This is a genomic window from Pseudophaeobacter sp. TrK17 (assembly GCF_042192375.1).
Lineage (GTDB): Bacteria > Pseudomonadota > Alphaproteobacteria > Rhodobacterales > Rhodobacteraceae > Pseudophaeobacter.
On record NZ_CP071700.1, the window covers coordinates 4,038,716 to 4,056,959 of the forward strand.

Annotated in this window: 18 protein-coding genes; 9 read left to right on the forward strand and 9 right to left on the reverse strand. The window is 59.9% G+C overall.

What is annotated here, in order from left to right; genetic code table 11:
- Nucleotides 1-23: 23 nt before the first annotated feature.
- From JZI28_RS19265 to JZI28_RS19275, 3 genes are all read right to left on the reverse strand, one after another.
- Complete coding sequence (locus tag JZI28_RS19265) at nt 24-1,220, reverse strand: TIGR03862 family flavoprotein (protein WP_375698647.1); 1,197 nt, start codon at nt 1,218-1,220, stop codon at nt 24-26.
- Nucleotides 1,221-1,322: 102 nt separating this feature from the next.
- A complete protein-coding gene (locus JZI28_RS19270) occupies nt 1,323-1,937 on the reverse strand; it encodes an enoyl-CoA hydratase/isomerase family protein (RefSeq protein ID WP_375698648.1) in 615 nt (204 codons plus the stop codon).
- Nucleotides 1,934-2,683: an SDR family oxidoreductase gene (locus JZI28_RS19275; RefSeq protein ID WP_295452373.1), complete on the reverse strand. Its 750-nt coding sequence runs from the start codon at nt 2,681-2,683 to the stop codon at nt 1,934-1,936. The genes JZI28_RS19270 and JZI28_RS19275 overlap by 4 nt, the downstream gene beginning before the upstream one ends.
- Before the next feature lie 142 nt (nt 2,684-2,825).
- On the opposite strand from JZI28_RS19275, the gene JZI28_RS19280 reads away from it, so the two are divergent.
- From JZI28_RS19280 to lpxK, 5 genes are all read left to right on the forward strand, one after another.
- A complete protein-coding gene (locus JZI28_RS19280; RefSeq protein WP_348153844.1) occupies nt 2,826-4,346 on the forward strand; it encodes a DUF2125 domain-containing protein in 1,521 nt (506 codons plus the stop codon).
- A gap of 123 nt (nt 4,347-4,469) precedes the next feature.
- A complete protein-coding gene (locus JZI28_RS19285) occupies nt 4,470-5,816 on the forward strand; it encodes a TldD/PmbA family protein (protein ID WP_375698649.1) in 1,347 nt (448 codons plus the stop codon).
- The gene (locus JZI28_RS19290; protein WP_297338905.1) at nt 5,803-6,609 is read left to right on the forward strand and encodes a 3'(2'),5'-bisphosphate nucleotidase CysQ; all 807 of its coding nucleotides are present in this window, start codon (nt 5,803-5,805) and stop codon (nt 6,607-6,609) included. The genes JZI28_RS19285 and JZI28_RS19290 overlap by 14 nt, the downstream gene beginning before the upstream one ends.
- Nucleotides 6,610-6,649: 40 nt before the next feature.
- On the forward strand, nt 6,650-7,834 hold the full coding sequence (locus JZI28_RS19295; RefSeq protein ID WP_375698650.1) for a 3-deoxy-D-manno-octulosonic acid transferase: 1,185 nt from the start codon (nt 6,650-6,652) through the stop codon (nt 7,832-7,834).
- Complete coding sequence (lpxK, locus tag JZI28_RS19300; RefSeq protein ID WP_375698651.1) at nt 7,821-8,819, forward strand: tetraacyldisaccharide 4'-kinase; 999 nt, start codon at nt 7,821-7,823, stop codon at nt 8,817-8,819. Before JZI28_RS19295 ends, lpxK begins: the two co-directional genes overlap by 14 nt.
- 90 nt (nt 8,820-8,909) lie before the next feature.
- Here the strand turns inward: lpxK and JZI28_RS19305 are convergent, their stop codons facing one another.
- Both JZI28_RS19305 and JZI28_RS19310 read right to left on the reverse strand, forming a co-directional pair.
- Entirely contained in the window at nt 8,910-9,581 is a 672-nt protein-coding gene (locus tag JZI28_RS19305) for a DsbA family protein (RefSeq protein WP_348153854.1), read from the reverse strand.
- Nucleotides 9,578-10,105 (reverse strand): DUF721 domain-containing protein, encoded by a 528-nt coding sequence (locus JZI28_RS19310; RefSeq protein ID WP_295452354.1) that lies wholly within the window; start codon nt 10,103-10,105, stop codon nt 9,578-9,580. The genes JZI28_RS19305 and JZI28_RS19310 overlap by 4 nt, the downstream gene beginning before the upstream one ends.
- Nucleotides 10,106-10,189: 84 nt before the next feature.
- Here JZI28_RS19310 and mutY point away from each other — a divergent pair, with 84 nt between their 5' ends.
- Nucleotides 10,190-11,293, forward strand: coding sequence for an A/G-specific adenine glycosylase (gene mutY, locus JZI28_RS19315; protein ID WP_375698652.1), 1,104 nt, complete (start codon nt 10,190-10,192; stop codon nt 11,291-11,293).
- Between the two features lie 130 nt (nt 11,294-11,423).
- A complete protein-coding gene (locus JZI28_RS19320) occupies nt 11,424-12,560 on the forward strand; it encodes an alkane 1-monooxygenase (RefSeq protein WP_375698653.1) in 1,137 nt (378 codons plus the stop codon).
- A gap of 337 nt (nt 12,561-12,897) precedes the next feature.
- Here JZI28_RS19320 and JZI28_RS19325 read toward each other — a convergent pair whose 3' ends face one another.
- The 4 genes from JZI28_RS19325 to JZI28_RS19340 form a co-directional block, all read right to left on the reverse strand.
- Nucleotides 12,898-14,286, reverse strand: a complete 1,389-nt coding sequence (locus JZI28_RS19325) for an adenylate/guanylate cyclase domain-containing protein (RefSeq protein WP_375698654.1) — start codon at nt 14,284-14,286, stop codon at nt 12,898-12,900.
- Between the two features lie 197 nt (nt 14,287-14,483).
- Nucleotides 14,484-15,587, reverse strand: a complete 1,104-nt coding sequence (locus JZI28_RS19330; RefSeq protein ID WP_295452344.1) for a site-specific DNA-methyltransferase — start codon at nt 15,585-15,587, stop codon at nt 14,484-14,486.
- 111 nt (nt 15,588-15,698) lie between these two features.
- Nucleotides 15,699-16,316, reverse strand: coding sequence for a ribonuclease HII (locus tag JZI28_RS19335; protein WP_375698655.1), 618 nt, complete (start codon nt 16,314-16,316; stop codon nt 15,699-15,701).
- A 139-nt stretch (nt 16,317-16,455) separates the two neighbouring features.
- Nucleotides 16,456-16,932, reverse strand: a complete 477-nt coding sequence (locus tag JZI28_RS19340) for a hypothetical protein (RefSeq protein WP_297338913.1) — start codon at nt 16,930-16,932, stop codon at nt 16,456-16,458.
- 251 nt (nt 16,933-17,183) lie between these two features.
- On the opposite strand from JZI28_RS19340, the gene JZI28_RS19345 reads away from it, so the two are divergent.
- Nucleotides 17,184-17,477, forward strand: a complete 294-nt coding sequence (locus JZI28_RS19345) for a hypothetical protein (RefSeq protein WP_375698656.1) — start codon at nt 17,184-17,186, stop codon at nt 17,475-17,477.
- Nucleotides 17,449-18,150 (forward strand): hypothetical protein, encoded by a 702-nt coding sequence (locus JZI28_RS19350; RefSeq protein ID WP_295452334.1) that lies wholly within the window; start codon nt 17,449-17,451, stop codon nt 18,148-18,150. The genes JZI28_RS19345 and JZI28_RS19350 overlap by 29 nt, the downstream gene beginning before the upstream one ends.
- Nucleotides 18,151-18,244: the final 94 nt, after the last annotated feature.

Consider the following 18,244-nt stretch of genomic DNA (forward strand, 5'->3'; position numbering starts at 1 on the left):
CGACCCAGTTGTGACTAGGCCTTTTACTGGGTGGCGAGATAGCGCGCGGCGCCCTGACCAGCCCAACGGCCAGTGGCAAAACAACCCGTCAACAGATAGCCCCCGGTGGGGGCCTCCCAGTCCAGCATCTCCCCGGCGCAAAATGTACCGGGGAGTTTGGCCAGCATCAGATCCGGCGTCAGCTCTGCCCAACTGAGCCCGCCCGCGGTGGAGATTGCCTCATCCATGGGACGCAGGCCCACATGGTTCACCGGCAGCGCCTTGATCAGATTCGCCAAACTGGCTGGATCCTGCGGCAGCGGGCGGCCAAATTCCTGCAACAGGGCGGTGCGGGCCACCCCCAGTTTCAAGCTGCGGCGCAGATGATTGGCCAGGCTGGCTTTGCCACGGGGGCGCGACAGGCGCTTGGTGATTTCTGCAGCGGATAGATCCGGCAGCAAATCCACGCTCAGATCCGCGCCATCGCGCACCGCAGCGCTGACGGTATAGATCCCGCCGCCCTCCAGCCCACGCGCCGAGATCACCGCCTCACCGCGCGACGCGCTGCTGCCTGCCTGCCATTTCACGCCTTTCACTGGCTGGCCGTACTGCCCCTGCACGTGCGCAGACCAATCGACCAGTAGGCCCGTATTGGCCGGTTTGAATGGCTCCAGGCCAACCCCCTGCGCCGCAAGAATTTCGCTCCAGCTCCCGTCCGAGCCCAGCCGCGCCCAGCTGGCGCCGCCCAGCGCCAGCACCGTGCAGCGCGTTTTGACCTGCTGCGCCCCGTCAGGAGTGTCAAAACACAGATTATCCCCCTGCCAACCGGTCCAGCGCCAGCGGGTCTGCTGGGTCACGCCCAGTTTATCCAGCTGCCCCAACCAGGCGCGCAACAGCGGCGAGGCTTTCATTTTTTCAGGGAAGACCCGACCAGTGGAGCCTGTGAACAGGGGCTGACCCAAGCCCCGCGCCCAGTCCTGAATGGCGGCAGCGTCAAACGCCGCAATGATCGGCGCCAAGGATGCAGCGGCAGCGCCAAAATGTGGCAACAGCTGCGCCAGGGGCTCATCCTTGGTCAGGTTCAGTCCGGATTTTCCTGCCATCAGGAATTTGCGCCCCAATGAGGGCTTGGCCTCAACCAGCAGCACCCTATGGCCCTGGGATGCAAGCTCACCGGCAGCCATCAGCCCCGCAGGCCCGCCACCGATCACCACCGCATCCCATACCCGTTCCTGATCCATCCCGGCCTCTTTCCCGCTTTTGGCCTCCTGACTTCAGGAGAGCTCTCTGCCTGCGCACCTAATGAAGGACCATACAAAAGACGAGGCCCGCGCTTCCGAGCTTTAGCTTTGGCACATATCTAGGATACCCTTGGCGATTTCAGGCTTGGCCGCCAGCGAATCCGCCAGCAAGGCCTGCGCCTGTGCCATCAGATCCTCTGGCTCGACCAACCGATCCACCAACCCCCAGGCGCAGGCCTCTGGCGCCTCGATCTTTTGTCCAGCAGCCAGAACCATCTTGGTGCGGGCCGGACCGATCAGCGCAGCCATGCGCCCGGCATCCGAAGGCTGGGGCAGATAGCCGAGCTTCATCACCGGATAAAAGACCTTTGCCCCAGGCACCGCCAGACGGATATCGCAGGCCAGCGCCATACCATTGGCGCCCCCCGCCAGGGTGCCGTTCAGCGCCGCAATCTTGAGACATGGCACCGCCGCTAGCGCCGCCGAGAGGCGTTCCCAAACGGTGGAGGTCGCCAGCCCGGCGCGGGCCTCGTCCAGATCGGCACCTGCGCTAAAGACCTTGCCAGCGCCGGTAAGAATCAACCCGCGCGCCGCCTGCGCCCGGGTCGCGATTTCGACAAGCTCTTCCAGCATATCTGAGGTCAGCGAATTGGCCTTTTCCGGCCGGTTAATGGTGACGGTCCATAGCCCCGCCTCGGATATATCAAGATTGATCATAGCAGGCCCACCCGGCGACGGATCAGGTCGAGACGCAATGAGACCTCATCGCCGAGAAATTCATCCGCATCCGAGCTGCACATCCACAGCAGGGTCTTGGCGGGCCATTCCGCTGGCACATGGTCATTCCAGTCAAGCTGGCTAACCGCGTTAATCCCACTTGCCTTGATCTTGCGCTGCATCTCGGTGGCCACGGTTCCCGGCGACAGGCTGAGTACGCGAATACCGTTGCTGGCCTCTTCCAGATGCAGGGCCTTGGTCAACATCAAAACACCCGCCTTTGAGGTGCAATAGGCGCTCCAGCCTTCCAGTGCACTATAGGCCGCACCGGAGCCGATATTGATGATGGTGCCGCCATTCCCCGATTTCATCAACGGCAAGGCCGCATGGATGCCGTTAAAAACGCCCTTGATGTTGATATCCATCAATTGGCCCCAGGCCGCCGGATCAGCATCTTCGATTCGGGCGATCGGATCGATGATGCCAGCGTTGTTGATCAAGACGTCAATGCTGCCAAAATCCGCATGTACCTTTTGCAGTGCGGCTGCAACCGCTGCGGGTTCAGAGACATCACAGGCAAAGGCCAGCGTGTTTCCGCCGAGCTCCTCAGCGAGGGCTGCCAGACTATCGGTGCTCCTTGCCAGCAAGGCCAGATTGGCACCTGCCTGCGCAAAAACGCGCGCCGCATCCGCCCCGATGCCACGGCTGGCACCGGTGATGACAACTGTTTTGCCCTTGATATCCATCAGCTAAATCTCCAAGTCCTCTAATTCCAAATGTGGTAAACTGCTTAGGGGGAACGGTCCAGCCCTTGGCACCTTGACGGGTAAAGACATGCAGTTGACCATATGGGCCATTGTATTTGCTTATATGCAGAAAGGTTATCCTATGACAGTTTCCCTCGCGCGCGGCACGGGCGCTGCTGCGGTTTTGATTATCTCCGCCCAAGGCGCATTTGCTGACGTCAGCGCCCAGGATGTCTGGTCGGACTGGAAAGCCTATATGACAGGCACGGGCTACACCGTGACCGGCACCGAAAGCCAGTCCGGCAATGTGCTCACCGTCAGCGATATCTCGATGACAATGCCGATGCCCGAACAGGACGGCACCGGCGGCGTGACCATGCCCGAGATCCAGTTTGTCGAGAATGGTGATGGCACAGTCAATGTGATGCTGCCCAAAGATTTCCCGATGACCTTTGCCGGGGAAGATGACGGCGAAAAATTCTCGGCTGAGATCCTCTATTCCCATGACGGCAGCCCAATGGTGGTCTCGGGTGATACCTCTGCTATGACCTATGACTATGCGATAGGTCAGGCCAGCCTGACACTGGGCCAAATCATTGGCGACGGCAAAGAGATGCCTGCGGATGCACTGAAAGCCTCCGTGGTGATCAACGATATGGTCGCCAAGACTGTGATGCAGATTGATGGTCAGCGTAGCTATACTCAAACCCAGTCGATGGCAAAACTGGCCTATGACATCGCCTTCCAAGACCCGGATTCCGACGACGCCGGCACCATCACAGGCAGCATGAGCGACATCACAGGCACGGCCGTCAGCACCATTCCATCCGGTCTGGACAGCCCGGAGATGGCTGACCTGATCAAGGCGGGTCTGAGCATTGATGCCAAGATTGCCTATACCGGCGGCAATAGTGCCATTTCGGTGACCGGATCTGACAGCTTTGACATGCAAAGCACCTCTGCGGGCGGCGATTTTGGCGTCACCATGAGCAAGGACGGTTTGTCCTATGACGTTGGTCAGAAAGATATCTCGGTAGATGTCTCCGGGTCGGAAATCCCCTTCCCGCTGGCACTCACCATGGCGGAAGCCGGCTTCAAACTGTTGATGCCAGTAAGCCAGTCTGACGAAGAGCAGGATTTTGGCCTTGGCATCACCCTGCGTGATTTTGCGGTTCCTGACATGCTGTGGGGCATGGTTGATCCCACCGGCACCCTGCCACATGATCCGGCAACAATTGTGCTGGATCTGGCCGGCAAGGGCAAACTGCTGTTTGACATGTTCGACCCAGAATCGATGAAAGCCATGGAACGTGGCGCTCAAAAACCGGGTGAATTCAACGCCGTCACCATCAAGCAACTGCTGGTAACCGCCGCTGGCGCCAAGCTGACCGGCACCGGTGATTTTACCTTCAACAACGAAGACCTGGTGACCTTTGATGGTATGCCTGCCCCCGATGGCACCGCCAATATCAAGTTGGAAGGGGCCAATGGCCTGATCGACAACCTGATCAAAATGGGACTGGTCAGCGACAGCGATGCCATGGGCGCGCGGATGATGATGGGCATGTTTGGCGTTCCCGGCGAAGGTGAAGACACCCTGACATCGGAAATCAAGGTCTCCGAGGACGGTCAGATCCTCGCCAATGGTCAGCGCATCAAATAAACGCCTGTTCAGCAAAAAATAAGCAATCAGGGCCGCCCCGCGCGGCCCTTTTTTGTGCCACACCCTTGCGGCAGCACGCCGGTCTGGCTAGCTCTTGTTGCAATCCAAATTCAGTAGGTGCCCATGACCCAGTCTCCCCAAGCGCTTTGCCACGCCCTGATTGACGCCGCCAAACGTGCCGGCGCCGATGCCGTCGATGCCATGGCCACCGAGGGCCGCTCTCTCAGCATCGAGGTGCGCGAAGGCAAACTGGAGCATGCAGAACGCTCAGAAGGCACTGACTTGGGGCTGCGGGTCTTTGTAGGTCAGCGTCAGGCGCAGGTGTCCTCCTCTGACAGCCGCCCGGAAACCCTCACCGCCATGGCCGAACGCGCCGTGGCCATGGCCCGCGAGGCCCCCGAGGATCCCTACAGCGGTCTGGCCAGCGCCGATCAGCTGGCCCAGAACTGGGATCTGGACGCGCTGGAGCTGTGCGATCCCAGCGCCGAGCCCGCACCAGAAGCCCTGCAACAGGATGCGCTGGCAGCCGAAGCCGCCTGCGCCGCCATTGAGGGCATCAGCCAGGTGCAGGCAGCAGGGGCCAGCTATGGCCACCACACCATCTATCTGGCCACCTCCAATGGTTTTGCCGGCGGCTACCAGCGCACCGGCCGGTCGCTGTCCTGCACCGGGATTGCCGGAACCGGCGCCGGGATGGAGCGCGACTATGATGGCGATTCCCGCACTTTTCAGAACGACCTGCGCAGCGCGACAGACATTGGCCGCCTCGCAGGTGAGCGCGCCGTAGCGCGGCTCAACGCCCGTCGGCCAAAGACCGGCAGCTATCCGGTCTTGTTTGACGAACGGGTCTCGTCTTCGCTGATTGGCCATCTGCTCTCCGCCGCCAATGGCGCCGCCATCGCCCGTGGATCCTCCTGGTTGCAGGGCGCGGTGGGCGAACAGATCCTGCCCGAAACACTGTCCGTCATTGAGGATCCCCATCGCGCCCGGATTTCCGGGTCGCGCCCCTTTGACGGTGAAGGCCTGCCCACCCGGCGACGCGCCATCATTCAGGATGGTGTCCTGACCGGCTGGACCCTGGATCTGGCCTCGGCCCGTAAACTGGGCCTGCAAAGCACCGGCAATGCGGCACGAGGTGTTGGCTCTGTTCCGTCGCCGTCGAACTGGAACATCGCGCTGACCCCTGGCCAGCACAGCCGCGAGCAGCTGATCGCGGGCATGGGCACCGGTCTGCTGGTGACATCGCTCATTGGCTCGACCATCAATCCCAATACCGGCGATTATTCGCGTGGGGCCTCGGGCTATTGGGTCGAGAACGGCGAAATCGCCTATCCGGTGAATGAATGCACCATCGCGGGCAATCTGCGGGACATGCTGAAAACACTTACCCCGGCAAATGACGCCCGCAGCTACCTGTCGCGGGTGGTGCCCTCGCTCATGGTCGAAGGAATGACCCTTGCCGGCAGCTGAAGACCTCACGCTCCTGATCCAGGCCGCCAGGGCCGCGGGTGAAATCGCGCTCAAATACTCTGGCCCAACCGCGCAGCGCTGGGAAAAACCCGACGGCCAAGGCCCGGTGACAGAGGCCGATCTGGCGGTCAATGCCATGCTCGAAACCATGCTGCCACAGGCGCGGCCTGACTACGGCTGGCTGTCTGAGGAAAGCGAGGACAGCGCCGCCCGGCTGAGCAAAGACCGAGTTTTCATCATTGATCCTATTGATGGCACCCGCAGCTTTGCCGAAGGCTCCGCCACCTGGGCGCATTCCCTGGCGGTGGCAGATCGTGGTGAGATCACTGCGGCGGTGATCTACCTGCCGCAACGGGATTTGCTCTATACCGCTGCCAAGGGCAGCGGCGCCTTTTGCAATGGCGCCCCGATCCGTGTGGCGGCGCCTACGGCGCTGAGTACCACAAAGGTGCTCACCGCCAAGCCAAACCTAGCATCGCAGCACTGGCTGGGAGGCGCCGCACCCGCCTTTCACCGCAGCTATCGCCCCTCGCTGGCCTATCGGCTGGCCCGGGTGGCGGATGGTGGCTATAGCGCCATGCTGACCCTGCGGCGCAGCTGGGAATGGGATATTGCCGCTGGTGATCTCATCCTGCGCGAAGCCGGCGGGTTGATCAGCGACCGGTTGAACAAGCCTTTGCTGTTCAACAATCCAACGCCCCTGTTGGACGGGGTTGTCGCCGCAACCCCTGCAACGCATCTTGAACTGCTGCAGGCCCTGGACCCAAAAGGTCCCGGCATTGCAGGGCAATGACCGGTAATGGCCTCCTCGCAGCAGATATGACTGGGCAACAATGACAGAGCCGCAAACATTCGCCGCACCTGCCCGACCTGCGGGAGAAATTCTGTGGGTGCATGCCACCAGCATTGAGCGCTTTCTGGCACTTTGTGACATTGGTCAGCGGCTCAAGGCCATGCGCCCGGATCTGGTGGTCCTGGCCACCTGGGAAGCCGAAATGGGCGCGGTGCCCGGGGTTGACGGCTGTGATTTTATGCTCGGACCGCTACCAGGTGACCAAACCAGCGAGGCCAAGGCCTTTCTCAGCCACTGGCGTCCCGATCTGTGCCTCTGGGCCGGCGGCGACCTGCGCCGGGGGCTGTTGCGCCAGTTGCGAGAGCAGGGAGGCTCTGCGCTGTTGGTGGATATTCTGGACAGCGAAATGCCCGCCCGCAAGCTGCGCTGGCTACCAGATCAGCGCCATCGCATTTTTAGCACCTTTGATGCGGTTTTCACCCCTTCAAAATCCGTACAAAGCCAATTGCTACGCGGCGGACAGATGTCACCTGAGCAGGTCCTGCTGACCAGTCGCCTGCGGCTTTCCACCGTGCCGCCGGGCTGCGATCAGGAGGCGCTGAGCACCCTGCAACAGGATCTTGGCAGTCGCCCCGTCTGGCTGGCGGCCCGCGCACAGCTGGAGGAACTGCCCGCCCTACTGGACGCACATCGCACCGCGCTGCGACTGCTGCATCGGATGCTGTTGGTTATCGCTCTGGACAACCCCGAGTGCCGCGCCCGCGCCCGAAATCTGGTGCAGGCCAGTGGTCTGCAATGCGCCGATTGGGACGCCGGGGAAGAGCTGAACGACTACACCCAAATCCTGATCACAGACAGCGCCCAGCTGGGGCTTTGGTACCGGCTCGCTCCGATTACCCTGCTCGCCTCTAGCCTGATTCTGGATATGCCGGGGCAAAACCCACTGGATGCGCTGGCTTTGGGATCGGTTGTTCTGCACGGGCCGGGCACCGGCCATCACAGGGTAATTTATGACCAGCTTGCACCGCTCAAGGCGACGCAGCAGGTCAAAACCGCCCAGGCACTGGCCAAGATGGTGATTCATCTCTCCGCGCCGGACATGGCGGCCAAACGGGCACTGGCCGGCTGGACCGCAGTGACCGAAGGCGCAGAAATGACCGATCAGCTGATAGACAGAGTTCAGGACATCCTGGACCTGCGCGAGGACCAAGATGCGACCTCCTGAGTTCTGGAACAAACCCCCGCAAGCCTTTGATCTGCGTCGCCTGGTTTTGGCGCCACTGGGCTGGGTCTACGCCGCCGCCACCGCCAGACGACTGCGCCAACCCGGGTACCAGGCCCACGTACCGGTGATCTGTGTCGGCAATCTCAACGCCGGCGGCACTGGCAAAACGCCCACCGTGATCTGGCTGCTGGAGACACTGCGGGCCATGGGCCATGATCCACATGTGATCACACGCGGCTATGGTGGCACCTTGCAGGGACCGGTGGCAGTTGACCCCAGCTCCCACCGGGCACAGGACTGCGGCGACGAGCCCTTGCTACTGGCTGCTTTTGGCGAGGTCTGGGTGTCCCGCGACCGCGCCGCAGGGGCCAAAGCCGCCGAGGCGGCGGGCGCCACGGTTATTGTGCTGGACGACGGGTTTCAAAACCCGAGTGTGATCAAGGATCTGTCGATTGTGGTGGCGGATGCCACCCGCGGCTTTGGCAATGGCAGCTGCCTGCCCGCCGGCCCCCTACGCGAGCCCGTGCAGCCTGGCCTGCGCCGGGCGGATCTGCTGCTTTCCATCGGTGATGAAGCCGCCCAAGCGCGCTTTGCCGCTCAGTGGTCGCCCAGCCTGCCAGACCTGCCCCATGTCCAGGCCGCGCTGGAGCCGCTGCAGACGGGGATGCCCTGGAAGGACACTCCGGTTCTTGCCTTTGCGGGCATTGGTCATCCGCAAAAATTTTTTGATACCCTGCGCGACCTTGGTGCTCGGATCATCCACGCCGAGGCGCTGGATGATCACCAGCCGCTGTCCACCGCGTTGATGACCCGGTTGGAGGCCGACTCCAAGATGCGCGGTGCTCAGCTGGTCACCACAGAAAAAGACGCAGTGCGCCTGCCCTCAAGTTTCCGCCATAAGGTGATCACCCTGCCGGTACGACTGAAGATCGCCAATGATCAGGCGCTGATGGATCAGCTCAAGGCAATTGCCCCGGCGCCTTAGAGGGCTGCCAGCGATGCGCCGCCACAGCACATAACAACAAAGCCCGAGGTTTCCCCCGGGCTTTGGCATAGTCACTTTGATAAAAGCGCTTTAGTCTTCCAGCTCAGCGTCGATCAGGGCCTTGAACTGCTCATAGGACTGATTGGCGACCTTGGTGCCGTTCAGGACAAAAGAGGGGGTTGATTCCACACCATCCGCCGTCGCGTTTTCCTGATACCAGGCCACCAGTGTCTGTGCCTTGGTGCCATCCTGCAGGCAGGCCTCAACCCTGTCTTTATCCAGCCCGGCAATGCCGCCAATTTTACGCAGCGCATCGATGACCTCAGTTGCGCCACCTGCGCGGGTCCAATCGGACTGGCCTTTATAGATCAGATCGCTGATGCCAAAGAATTTTTCAGGCCCACCGCAGCGCGCAATCATCGACGCCCAGAGACCGTAGCGATCAAAATAGACCTCGCGGTAGATCAGTTTGACCTTGCCGGTGTCGATGTAATTTTCCTTCAGCTGCGGATAGACGCCCTTGTGGAAATTGGCGCAGTGAATGCAGGTGTAGGACGCATATTCGATCAGAGTGACGGGAGCATCTTCGGCGCCGATGACCATTTCGGTGATGGTCGAGGTGTCAACCTCGGCCTCTTGTGCAGAGGCAGCCCCCACCAGGGGAAGATCGGGCAGGCGGGTTTGGCTGTTGTAGCCGTTGACCGCATAGGCCCCGGCAGCAAGCGCCACCGCAGCAAAAACACCAGACATAAGACGGGTCATTCATACCTCTTTCGTTCAGTTTTCTTTTTTGTCAGCACATTGCGCCCCAATCGTTCGAGCGCGGCGCGCAGATCGTCATTTTCGACCCCTTCGGCAGCCTGGGCGGCCTCGGCCTGATCCTGGGGATCAACCGGCGCCAGCTTTTGCACCTTGGGGGCATGTGTGAATTCCACCTGGCCATCGGAAAACCCGGTAGGGGCCGTCTGGGTGATCCAAACCTTGGAGATGGCATTGTAGCCGTAGACCGCGTTCACCTTTTCCCGCAGCCGTTCCTTTTGCATTTCCAGCATTGGCGCATTGGCGCCATTGGTCAGCACCGTCAGGGTGGCGCCAAAGGAACTGCGCCCATAGCCAACCTTGACTGGCCGGGCAATCGCCGCAATATCAGCCCCGGCAATCTCCTCCCAATGGGTGAGCAGACGCGACACCGCAAAGCCACGGCTTTCGCCTGCCTTGCGAATCTGATCCGACAGGAGCCGGGAGGTGCGGGAGAACCCGCGTGTGGTACTGCGTCTGAATGCCATAATCTGGTTTTGCGTGACTGGTCCCCCTATTGTAAAGGGTCGTTGTAACGTGGTCATCAAAACAACGATAGCAAGGGGTAAAGAATGCGTGATTTGGACAAAACCCCAGAAGTGGAGGACAGCTCTGCCCTGAACCAGCAGTTGCTGACCTGGTACGACCACAACGCCCGTGCGATGCCCTGGCGGGTCTCTCCGGCGGATCGCGCCCGTGGCCAGCGCCCCGATCCCTATCGGGTTTGGCTCAGCGAAGTGATGCTGCAGCAGACCACGGTTGCCGCCGTCACGGAGTATTTTCAACGCTTTACCCAGCGCTGGCCGAGCGTGCAGGATCTCGCCGCTGCTGAGGACGCCCAGGTGATGGCCGAATGGGCCGGCCTTGGCTATTACGCGCGTGCCCGCAACCTGCTGAAATGCGCCCGCGTGGTCGCACAGGATCTGGATGGCCGCTTTCCTGACAGCTATGAGGCGCTGCTGAAACTGCCTGGCATTGGCCCCTATACGGCCGCCGCCATAGCCTCGATCGCCTTTGATCGCCCGGAAACGGTGCTCGACGGCAATGTAGAGCGGGTGATGGCACGGCTGCATGACATCCATGATCCACTGCCTGCGGTGAAACCGGTGCTAAAAGAGCAGGCCGGCCTCCTGACGCCGCCCCTGCGTCCCGGCGATTATGCCCAGGCGGTGATGGATCTGGGCGCCACCATCTGCACCCCTAAAAATCCTGCCTGCGGCATTTGCCCCTGGCGCAGCCCGTGCCTGGCCCGGGTTGCCGGCACCGCCCCCGAGCTGCCAAAGAAGACCCCGAAGCAGCCCAAGCCAACGCGGCTGGGTGTGGCCTATCTGGCCCGCAGCGCCGATGGCGCCTGGCTGTTGGAGCGCCGTCCCGACAAGGGGCTGTTGGGGGGCATGCTGGGCTGGCCCGGATCGGAGTGGAACGCGGCCCCAGCACCGCGCCCGCCCTTTGCGGCGGAGTGGCAGGATCTGGGTGGCGAAGTGCGCCATACCTTCACTCATTTCCACCTGATCCTGCAGGTCAAGCTGGCAGAGCTGCCCACGGGACATAACCTATTGCCGGGGCAGGAGCTGCTGTCGCGGCATGACTTTCGCCCCCAGGATCTGCCAACAGTGATGCGCAAAGTATTTGATCTGTGGGCCGGATCGGATTTCAATCCGGGCAAAGACCGGTAAGGCAAGGCAGAGCCCTGCGCCCTGTCTCCTTTGGTCGCTGCTCAGCCCCCTTGGGTTTCGCATAAAACGGGCCTAGGCTCAGCCCATCTCACAAGGCCTGGTCTAGGCCACTGATTTTGGAGACTGATTGATGATCGCCGCTGACATTCTGCCGCGCTGGCAATCCGCCCTGCCCTTCTGGCTCTCCTTTTTGCTGTTGCCGCTGATCTGGGCCGCCGCCCTGTTTGGCGGCTGGATCATTCTGCTGCCGCCGCTGGTGACCTGGTATCTGTTTGCGGTGCTGGATGGCGTTTTAGGGCTCAACCTTGAAAATGCAGACCCGGCAACACCGGAGGAGGAACTGGTCTGGTATCGCAGCCTGACCACCGCCTGGGTGCCGCTTCAGTTTCTCACCCTGTTTGGCCTGATCTGGTATGTCAGCGATGCCGGCCATCTGTCTGGGCTGGAAAAGTTCGGGGTGTTTTTTGGCGTCGGTGTGGTCACCGGAACCATCGGCATCAACTACAGCCACGAGCTGATGCATCAGCGCAACCGACTGGAGCGCAGCCTGGCTGATCTGTTGCTGGCCATGGTGCTGTATTCGCATTTCCGCTCAGAGCATCTTTTGGTGCATCACCGCTATGTCGGCACCCCCCGCGATCCCGTCACTGCCCGCTATAACGAGGGCTTTCACCGGTTTTATCCGCGTGTATTGCGACAATGCTGGCAGTCCGCCTTCCGGGCCGAACGTGAAAAGCTCGCCAAAAAGAACCTGCCCTGGACCCATGCCAAGAACCCATTCTTCCGCTACTGGGGGCTGCAGATCATCATGCTGATTCTGGCGCTGCTGCTTGGCGGTGTAACCGGTCTGGTGCTGTTCCTGGTGCAGGCCGGCGTTGCCATCTGGCAGCTGGAGCTGGTCAACTACGTGGAGCATTACGGGCTGACCCGCAAACACCTGGGCGAGGGGAAATACGAACATGTCCGCCCGCATCACTCATGGAATGCCGCTCATAAGGCCTCAAACTGGCTGCTGATCAACCTGCAACGCCACTCGGATCACCACTACCGGCCGGACCGGCGGTTTCCCTTGTTGCAGAATTATACCCCCTCGGATGCACCGCAACTGCCCTATGGCTATCCGGTGATGACGGTGGCGGCAATGATCCCACCCCTGTGGCGCCGGGTGATGAACCCAAGGGTACGGCGCTGGCGTCAGATGTATTACCCCGAAATCACCGACTGGAGCAGCTACAACAAGGCCAAAACCCCGATGCCGCGCGCCTAGGGGAAAACCCCTTCATCCTGCCAGGGTTCCAGGGTCTGAATCGGAAAAGGCCTGAAACGGAAAAAGAACACTGACCGGCCCAAGGGTCAGTGTTCTTTATAAGACCCTTGGCAAGGGTCTCAATGAGGCACAGGTCGGAAGTGAGTTTGGACGGACAACTCCCTTGCTGCACTGCAACAAGGGCATACTGACGTATGCAACCCTTACAAAATCTTAAGACCACCCACACAACCAAGGGAATTTTCATTAGCGCTGTGAAAGCAGCCAAATAGAAACATGGAGTTTCTCAGTTGCGGTATTACATTAACTTACTGCGCACCCCATGGTTGCAAGTCAATTATCTCTTTGCCCAAACCTTCATCGTCTCATCCAGACCGCGCACTTCTTGCTCTGGGTGGCATTCAAAGCCCTGGGTTATCTCAGAGTTGGGATGTTCCAGCTGAGCTTGCAGCCGCAGGGCATCGCTCATGACAATTGGCGTCTTTAGCCGCCGGGTCATTTCTTCCAGCCGGGCTGCAACATTCACCGCTGTCCCGATCACCGCATATTCCAGACGGTTGGCCCCGATATCCCCCAGCAAGGTTTCGCCAAAATGGATACCAATCCCGGCTTGGATTTCCGGCTCGCCCATGCGGCGGCGTTCCCGGTTCCAGATCGCCAGGGCCTCTTGCATTGCCAAGGCACATTCCAAGGCATTGCTCGCGTCGCGTTCTCCGGCGGAAGGGGTGCCAAAGGTCGCCATCAACCCATCGCCTAGATATTTATCAAGCGTGCCGTTATGGCGAAAAACCTCGCGCTCCATCCGACCATGAAACCCGCGCAGCAGGGCAATGACCTGGTGCGGATCCCGCCCGGCGGCAAGCCGCGTAAAGCCGATGATATCGATGAACAGTACCGCAACACTCTGGATCTTCACCTGCTTCAAAGGTTCGTCGTTCTGCGACAACTGCTCCACCACATTGGGTGAAAAGTAGCGCGACAGGTTGGCGCGTTCACGTTCAAGCCCGGCGTTATTCAACAGCAAGGTATTGGTCCGGCGCGCCGATATCCCCAGTGTGATTGCAACGATGAGAAAGACAATGACCTCCTGTATGCGCAACTGGGGAACATAGCTGTTGGGGTCCAGGAATTTTAACAAGTCGGAATCAGCGCCAAAAGCATCAATCGCCGCCTCCGTAAGCCCCGGAGCAGGCGTGGAAAACCACCATGACAGGGCCGTCGCCCCCAGCCACATCACAAAGGTCCAGACCCCAATGGCAATCACCGTACGCCAGGAATAGGCCATGGTGCCAACGGCCAGGATCACAAAGAAGTAGATGAAATTGTCTAACCTGTACTGCATCGCAAGCGGCATCGCATCGACGCTCAACGGGTTCGGCCCGATCATCCCCAGGGTCATCAAAAACAAATCAACAAAGATCAGGAACAGCTCCAGGCGCGACCGCCCAACACGCCCGACACGCTGGATAAACCAGCCATTCAGGCACAGCAGCGCCATGATGCCGATGTGATAGGCGACTTCAAAATGCGGGTGCACTGAGACGACAAAAATCGCAAAGATCGTCATCGCAATCCAGCGCGCTTTCACCGCCAGTTCCAAGCCTTCACGCTTGTGGTTTTCCAGCGCCGCCAAGACATATTGCGTCTCTGGAGTGTCTTCGACCTCTGTCGCCCGATACAAATCATTCAATCTGGACTTGGGCGAAATCAGAGCAGAGTCAGTCATCAGGAAATCCCTATTTCTGTGCCCTAGATAGGCAGTCCCTCGGCAACATACATCCTCCAACTGGCAGGCAACACGAAAAAACCCCGCCTAACAGGCGGGGCAAGGTGCGGTCCCCATGTTCAGGCCGCGCCACATTGGGTGACGCAGGCTCGGGGACCGGTGGTTAACTTGGATAAGTTTGAAAACAGTCGGGCGGGCTAGTTCTGCATTTCAGCCCGGATTTGCTGGCGCAACACGTCGATGGGCACCGTCTGGCCATCGCGCTTAAAGCACCAGTAGGTCCAACCATTACAGGAGGGCGCGTTTTCCAGATGTGCCCCCACCTGATGGATCGAGCCTTTGACATTGTCACCAATCAACGTGCCATCGGCGCGCACCTTGGCTTTATGTCTTTGGTTCATCGAATACAGCTCATCGCCGGGGCGCAGCATGCCACGTTCCACCAGCTGGCCAAAGGGCACACGCGGCTCGGCACGTTTGCTGGTCGAGACCTGCAGCGCTTCGCGGTCGAATTTGCGCACGGATTTGATCCGCTCTTCGGCCACTTTGCGATAGCTTTCTTCCTGCTCGATGCCGATGAATTCACGGCCCAGCATCTTTGCCACAGCGCCGGTGGTCCCGGTACCAAAGAAGGGGTCAAGAACCACGTCACCGGGGTTGGTGGAGCCAACCAGGATACGATGCAGCAGGGATTCCGGTTTCTGCGTCGGGTGCGCCTTGTCGCCGTTCTCGTCCTTTAGCCGCTCATGGCCGGTGCAGATCGGCAGCACCCAGTCCGAGCGCATCTGGATACCCTCGTTTAGCGCCTTCAGCGCCTCATAGTTGAAGGTATATTTGCCACCTTCGGATTTCGACGCCCAGATCATCGTCTCATGGGCGTTGGTGTAACGCTTGCCGCGGAAGTTCGGCATTGGGTTGGACTTGCGCCAGACAACATCGTTGAGAATCCAGAAGCCCTCGTCCTGCAGCGCGGTGCCGACGCGGAAGATGTTGTGGTACGAGCCAATCACCCAGATCGCGCCGTTTGGCTTCAGGATCCGGCGGGCCTGGTGCAGCCAGCGGCTGGTGAAATCGTCATAGGCCGCAAAACTGGAGAACTGATCCCAATGATCATCCACCGCATCGACCTTGCTGTTGTCGGGCCGGTGCAACTGGTTCTTCAATTGCAGGTTATAGGGGGGGTCCGCAAAGATCAGATCGATAGAGTTGTCCGGCAACCCGGCCATCACATCGATACAATCGCCGTCAATAATCGTGTTTAAAGGAAGCGCCGCGGCGCCCTTCGTCATTGTTTTAGTCATTTGCTCTGCCTCAAAACCACTCGGCGCATTTTTGCGCTCATTTTGGTTATCCACAGGATGAGTCATCCGGGATTCGAGGTCAATTTGTTTTTTAGATCAGCCCTCTACGGTTCACTCTTGATACAATATCTTGTGTACGGGTTTAAAGGAGCGCCGATGATGTGGTGTCACCCCCAATTCGACCAAGGCCTCCCGGTGTTGCTTTGAAGGATATCCGGCGTTGCGCTCCCATCCATATCCTGGAAACTGTTGCGCCAAATCCACCATGAGCAAATCGCGTGCCTCTTTTGCCACGATCGAGGCGGCTGCAATCGAGACTGATTTGCCATCTCCTTTGACCACTGCTTCCGACTCAATTGTCAGGTCGCGGGGGATCATATTGCCGTCAATCAGTAGGTAATCCGGGGGCGGGTCCAAGGCCGCCACCGCGCGCTCCATCGCCAGATACGAGGCGCGGAGAATATTAATGGAATCAATCTCTTCAACGCTGGCCTCTGCAAGGGAAACCTCGGCACTGGCCCAGATCTCTGCGGCGAGGGCGGCGCGTTTTTTTGCGCTCAGCTTTTTGGAATCATTCAGCCCTTCAGGCAGCTGCGCCAGATCCAGGACCACGGCCGCCGCCGTGACGGGACCGGCAAGCGGCCCCCGACCCACCTCATCGACTCCGGCAATCCTCAAATAGCCCTTTTCATGGGCGGCGATCTCTAGGCTGTTGTCTGGCTGTTCCATGTCCCTGTCAGACCCAAAATCATCCCGTTTTGCAAGCTCTCGGCGCAAGCCGACCGCTGTGAGGCACAAAAAGAAGGGGGCCAAGGCCCCCTCAAGTCTGCTCGACATGTTGCACTTGGGTCACTTTTCAGCGTGCCCCTTAGCGATTGACCAGGCGGTAGCCATGCTTGTTCAGGCACCGGGGCTTGTAAGCGGTGCGATTTTTCCGACCGTTCCAGAAGGTCACCTTGCAGCTTTGTGGCAGGGAACGGACCTGATTGTAGTTGCGTTTCAGGCAACCGCGCGCCACCAGGTTTTTGCCATTTCGGAAGTTGGGAAAATACTTCACGCATTGTGCCGGCAGATCATAGCGACCAAAGCGCGGTGGCAGCGGACGGGGATGCGGCGTTGGGTTTGGGCGATGCGGCCGGGTCACAGTCTCACGGCGGCGGTCCCGCGTGTTGTGGTCGTGAATTGCCGCGCCCAGGATGCCCAAAACCGCCAGTCCTGCGACCACCTTGCCAAAGTCATCCCCGGCCCGCGCAGGCCCCGAGGAGGCCCCGGTGATGGCCAGTGCTGCGGCCAGAATGACGGCGATGAATTTACGGTGTTGTTTAGGCTGAGTGCTCTGGGTCATCGGATTGGTTCCTATTGTGTTACTGTCTGGTTGCGCCGCCTGATAGGGCGGCAACCCGCTGTGTTTCAGCCATGTCTGCCGTGATGTCGGCAGGGGTAATGGCAGGGATGTTGGCGGGTTTAAAATCTGCACCCTCACACTCGACCAACACCGCTCAGACAGGCAATAACAGCGCCATGATATCGAATAACCGATGGGACAAACGGCTGTTGTTATTGAATTTCATTCAGTTTTCAGGGCAGGGTGTGCAGATGAAACACGCCCTTGCCATACCGCTGATATGCTTTGCTTTGTTGGCGCAGATTGCGCCCGCACAGGCCGCCGATTGCTATGCCGATTACAAGGCCAAGCAGAACAACCCGCTGAAATTGCATTACGGGGTGATCCAGATCCGGGGCGCCTGCAACAAGGCCGCCGCGCAGGGGGAAATCCGGTCCCGCCTTGCGGCCTCCGGCTGGACCCTGTTGAATGTGATGGCGATCTTTGGTCCCGAAGGCCTGCAACAAAGGAAGGCCAATGCCGGATCCTACTTTCTCCGTTTCTGAGGCCCGCACCGCAGGCAGCCGTATCATCGCCTTTGGCATCGCCCTGATCGCCGCCCTGTTGGCCATCACCGGCACAGTGCTATTGCTGGCCCTGCCCGACGCCAATGCCTTTAACGCACGGGTGGAACAGCTCTTTGTCGAAAACGATCTGACCGCCCAGGCCGAAATCAAACTGCTGGAGATCCTGGCCCAATCCGGCACCGCCTTTGCCGATACCCTGGCCAGCTACCGGGTGGTGATTTTTGTGCTCTTGGTCTTTGCCACCGCCATGATGATTGTCGCTCTGGTGGTGCTGGCAATGCTCTTGCTGCTCAACCGCCGCATGGCCCAGATCGAACGATCGGGTATTCAGGTGACCGAGCTGTTGATCAGTCGCGAGGAACACACTGTCTACCTCAACAACATGGGGTTCAAACTGACCGCCGCCGCGATGGAGACACTCTCTGCCCTGGCCGAGGCCCGGATGGATGATGACGTGCTGTCAGGCGCCGAGATCGAGGCGGTGATTTCCGGCAAGCACAGCAGCGATTGCGAAGAGGCCGCCGGCGCCACCCGGATCAAGCGGCTGCGCGACACTCTGGGCAACCAGATGGTGAGCGAACTTCTGGTCAAAAACATTGCCAAACGCGGCTATGTCTTGGCGATCAGCAAAGACGTCATCCGCATGGTCTGACCTGCCTGCCTGTGTCTGGGCGCGCCAAGTGCTGGTCACAACTTGGCGAGCCGGGGTGGATTTGGCAGCAAAACACATCCCCTGTGCACAGATG

Excerpts from the sequence above, each read along its gene's own strand:
- JZI28_RS19265 (WP_375698647.1), bottom strand. The coding sequence starts at position 1,220 with ATGGATCAGGAACGGGTATGGGATGCGGTGGTGATCGGTGGCGGGCCT.
- JZI28_RS19270 (WP_375698648.1), bottom strand. The coding sequence starts at position 1,937 with ATGATCAATCTTGATATATCCGAGGCGGGGCTATGGACCGTCACCATT.
- JZI28_RS19275 (WP_295452373.1), bottom strand. The coding sequence starts at position 2,683 with ATGGATATCAAGGGCAAAACAGTTGTCATCACCGGTGCCAGCCGTGGC.
- JZI28_RS19280 (WP_348153844.1), top strand. The coding sequence starts at position 2,826 with ATGACAGTTTCCCTCGCGCGCGGCACGGGCGCTGCTGCGGTTTTGATT.
- JZI28_RS19285 (WP_375698649.1), top strand. The coding sequence starts at position 4,470 with ATGACCCAGTCTCCCCAAGCGCTTTGCCACGCCCTGATTGACGCCGCC.
- JZI28_RS19295 (WP_375698650.1), top strand. The coding sequence starts at position 6,650 with ATGACAGAGCCGCAAACATTCGCCGCACCTGCCCGACCTGCGGGAGAA.
- lpxK (WP_375698651.1), top strand. The coding sequence starts at position 7,821 with ATGCGACCTCCTGAGTTCTGGAACAAACCCCCGCAAGCCTTTGATCTG.
- JZI28_RS19305 (WP_348153854.1), bottom strand. The coding sequence starts at position 9,581 with ATGACCCGTCTTATGTCTGGTGTTTTTGCTGCGGTGGCGCTTGCTGCC.
- JZI28_RS19310 (WP_295452354.1), bottom strand. The coding sequence starts at position 10,105 with ATGGCATTCAGACGCAGTACCACACGCGGGTTCTCCCGCACCTCCCGG.
- mutY (WP_375698652.1), top strand. The coding sequence starts at position 10,190 with ATGCGTGATTTGGACAAAACCCCAGAAGTGGAGGACAGCTCTGCCCTG.
- JZI28_RS19320 (WP_375698653.1), top strand. The coding sequence starts at position 11,424 with ATGATCGCCGCTGACATTCTGCCGCGCTGGCAATCCGCCCTGCCCTTC.
- JZI28_RS19325 (WP_375698654.1), bottom strand. The coding sequence starts at position 14,286 with ATGACTGACTCTGCTCTGATTTCGCCCAAGTCCAGATTGAATGATTTG.
- JZI28_RS19330 (WP_295452344.1), bottom strand. The coding sequence starts at position 15,587 with ATGACTAAAACAATGACGAAGGGCGCCGCGGCGCTTCCTTTAAACACG.
- JZI28_RS19335 (WP_375698655.1), bottom strand. The coding sequence starts at position 16,316 with ATGGAACAGCCAGACAACAGCCTAGAGATCGCCGCCCATGAAAAGGGC.
- JZI28_RS19340 (WP_297338913.1), bottom strand. The coding sequence starts at position 16,932 with ATGACCCAGAGCACTCAGCCTAAACAACACCGTAAATTCATCGCCGTC.
- JZI28_RS19345 (WP_375698656.1), top strand. The coding sequence starts at position 17,184 with ATGAAACACGCCCTTGCCATACCGCTGATATGCTTTGCTTTGTTGGCG.
- JZI28_RS19350 (WP_295452334.1), top strand. The coding sequence starts at position 17,449 with ATGCCGGATCCTACTTTCTCCGTTTCTGAGGCCCGCACCGCAGGCAGC.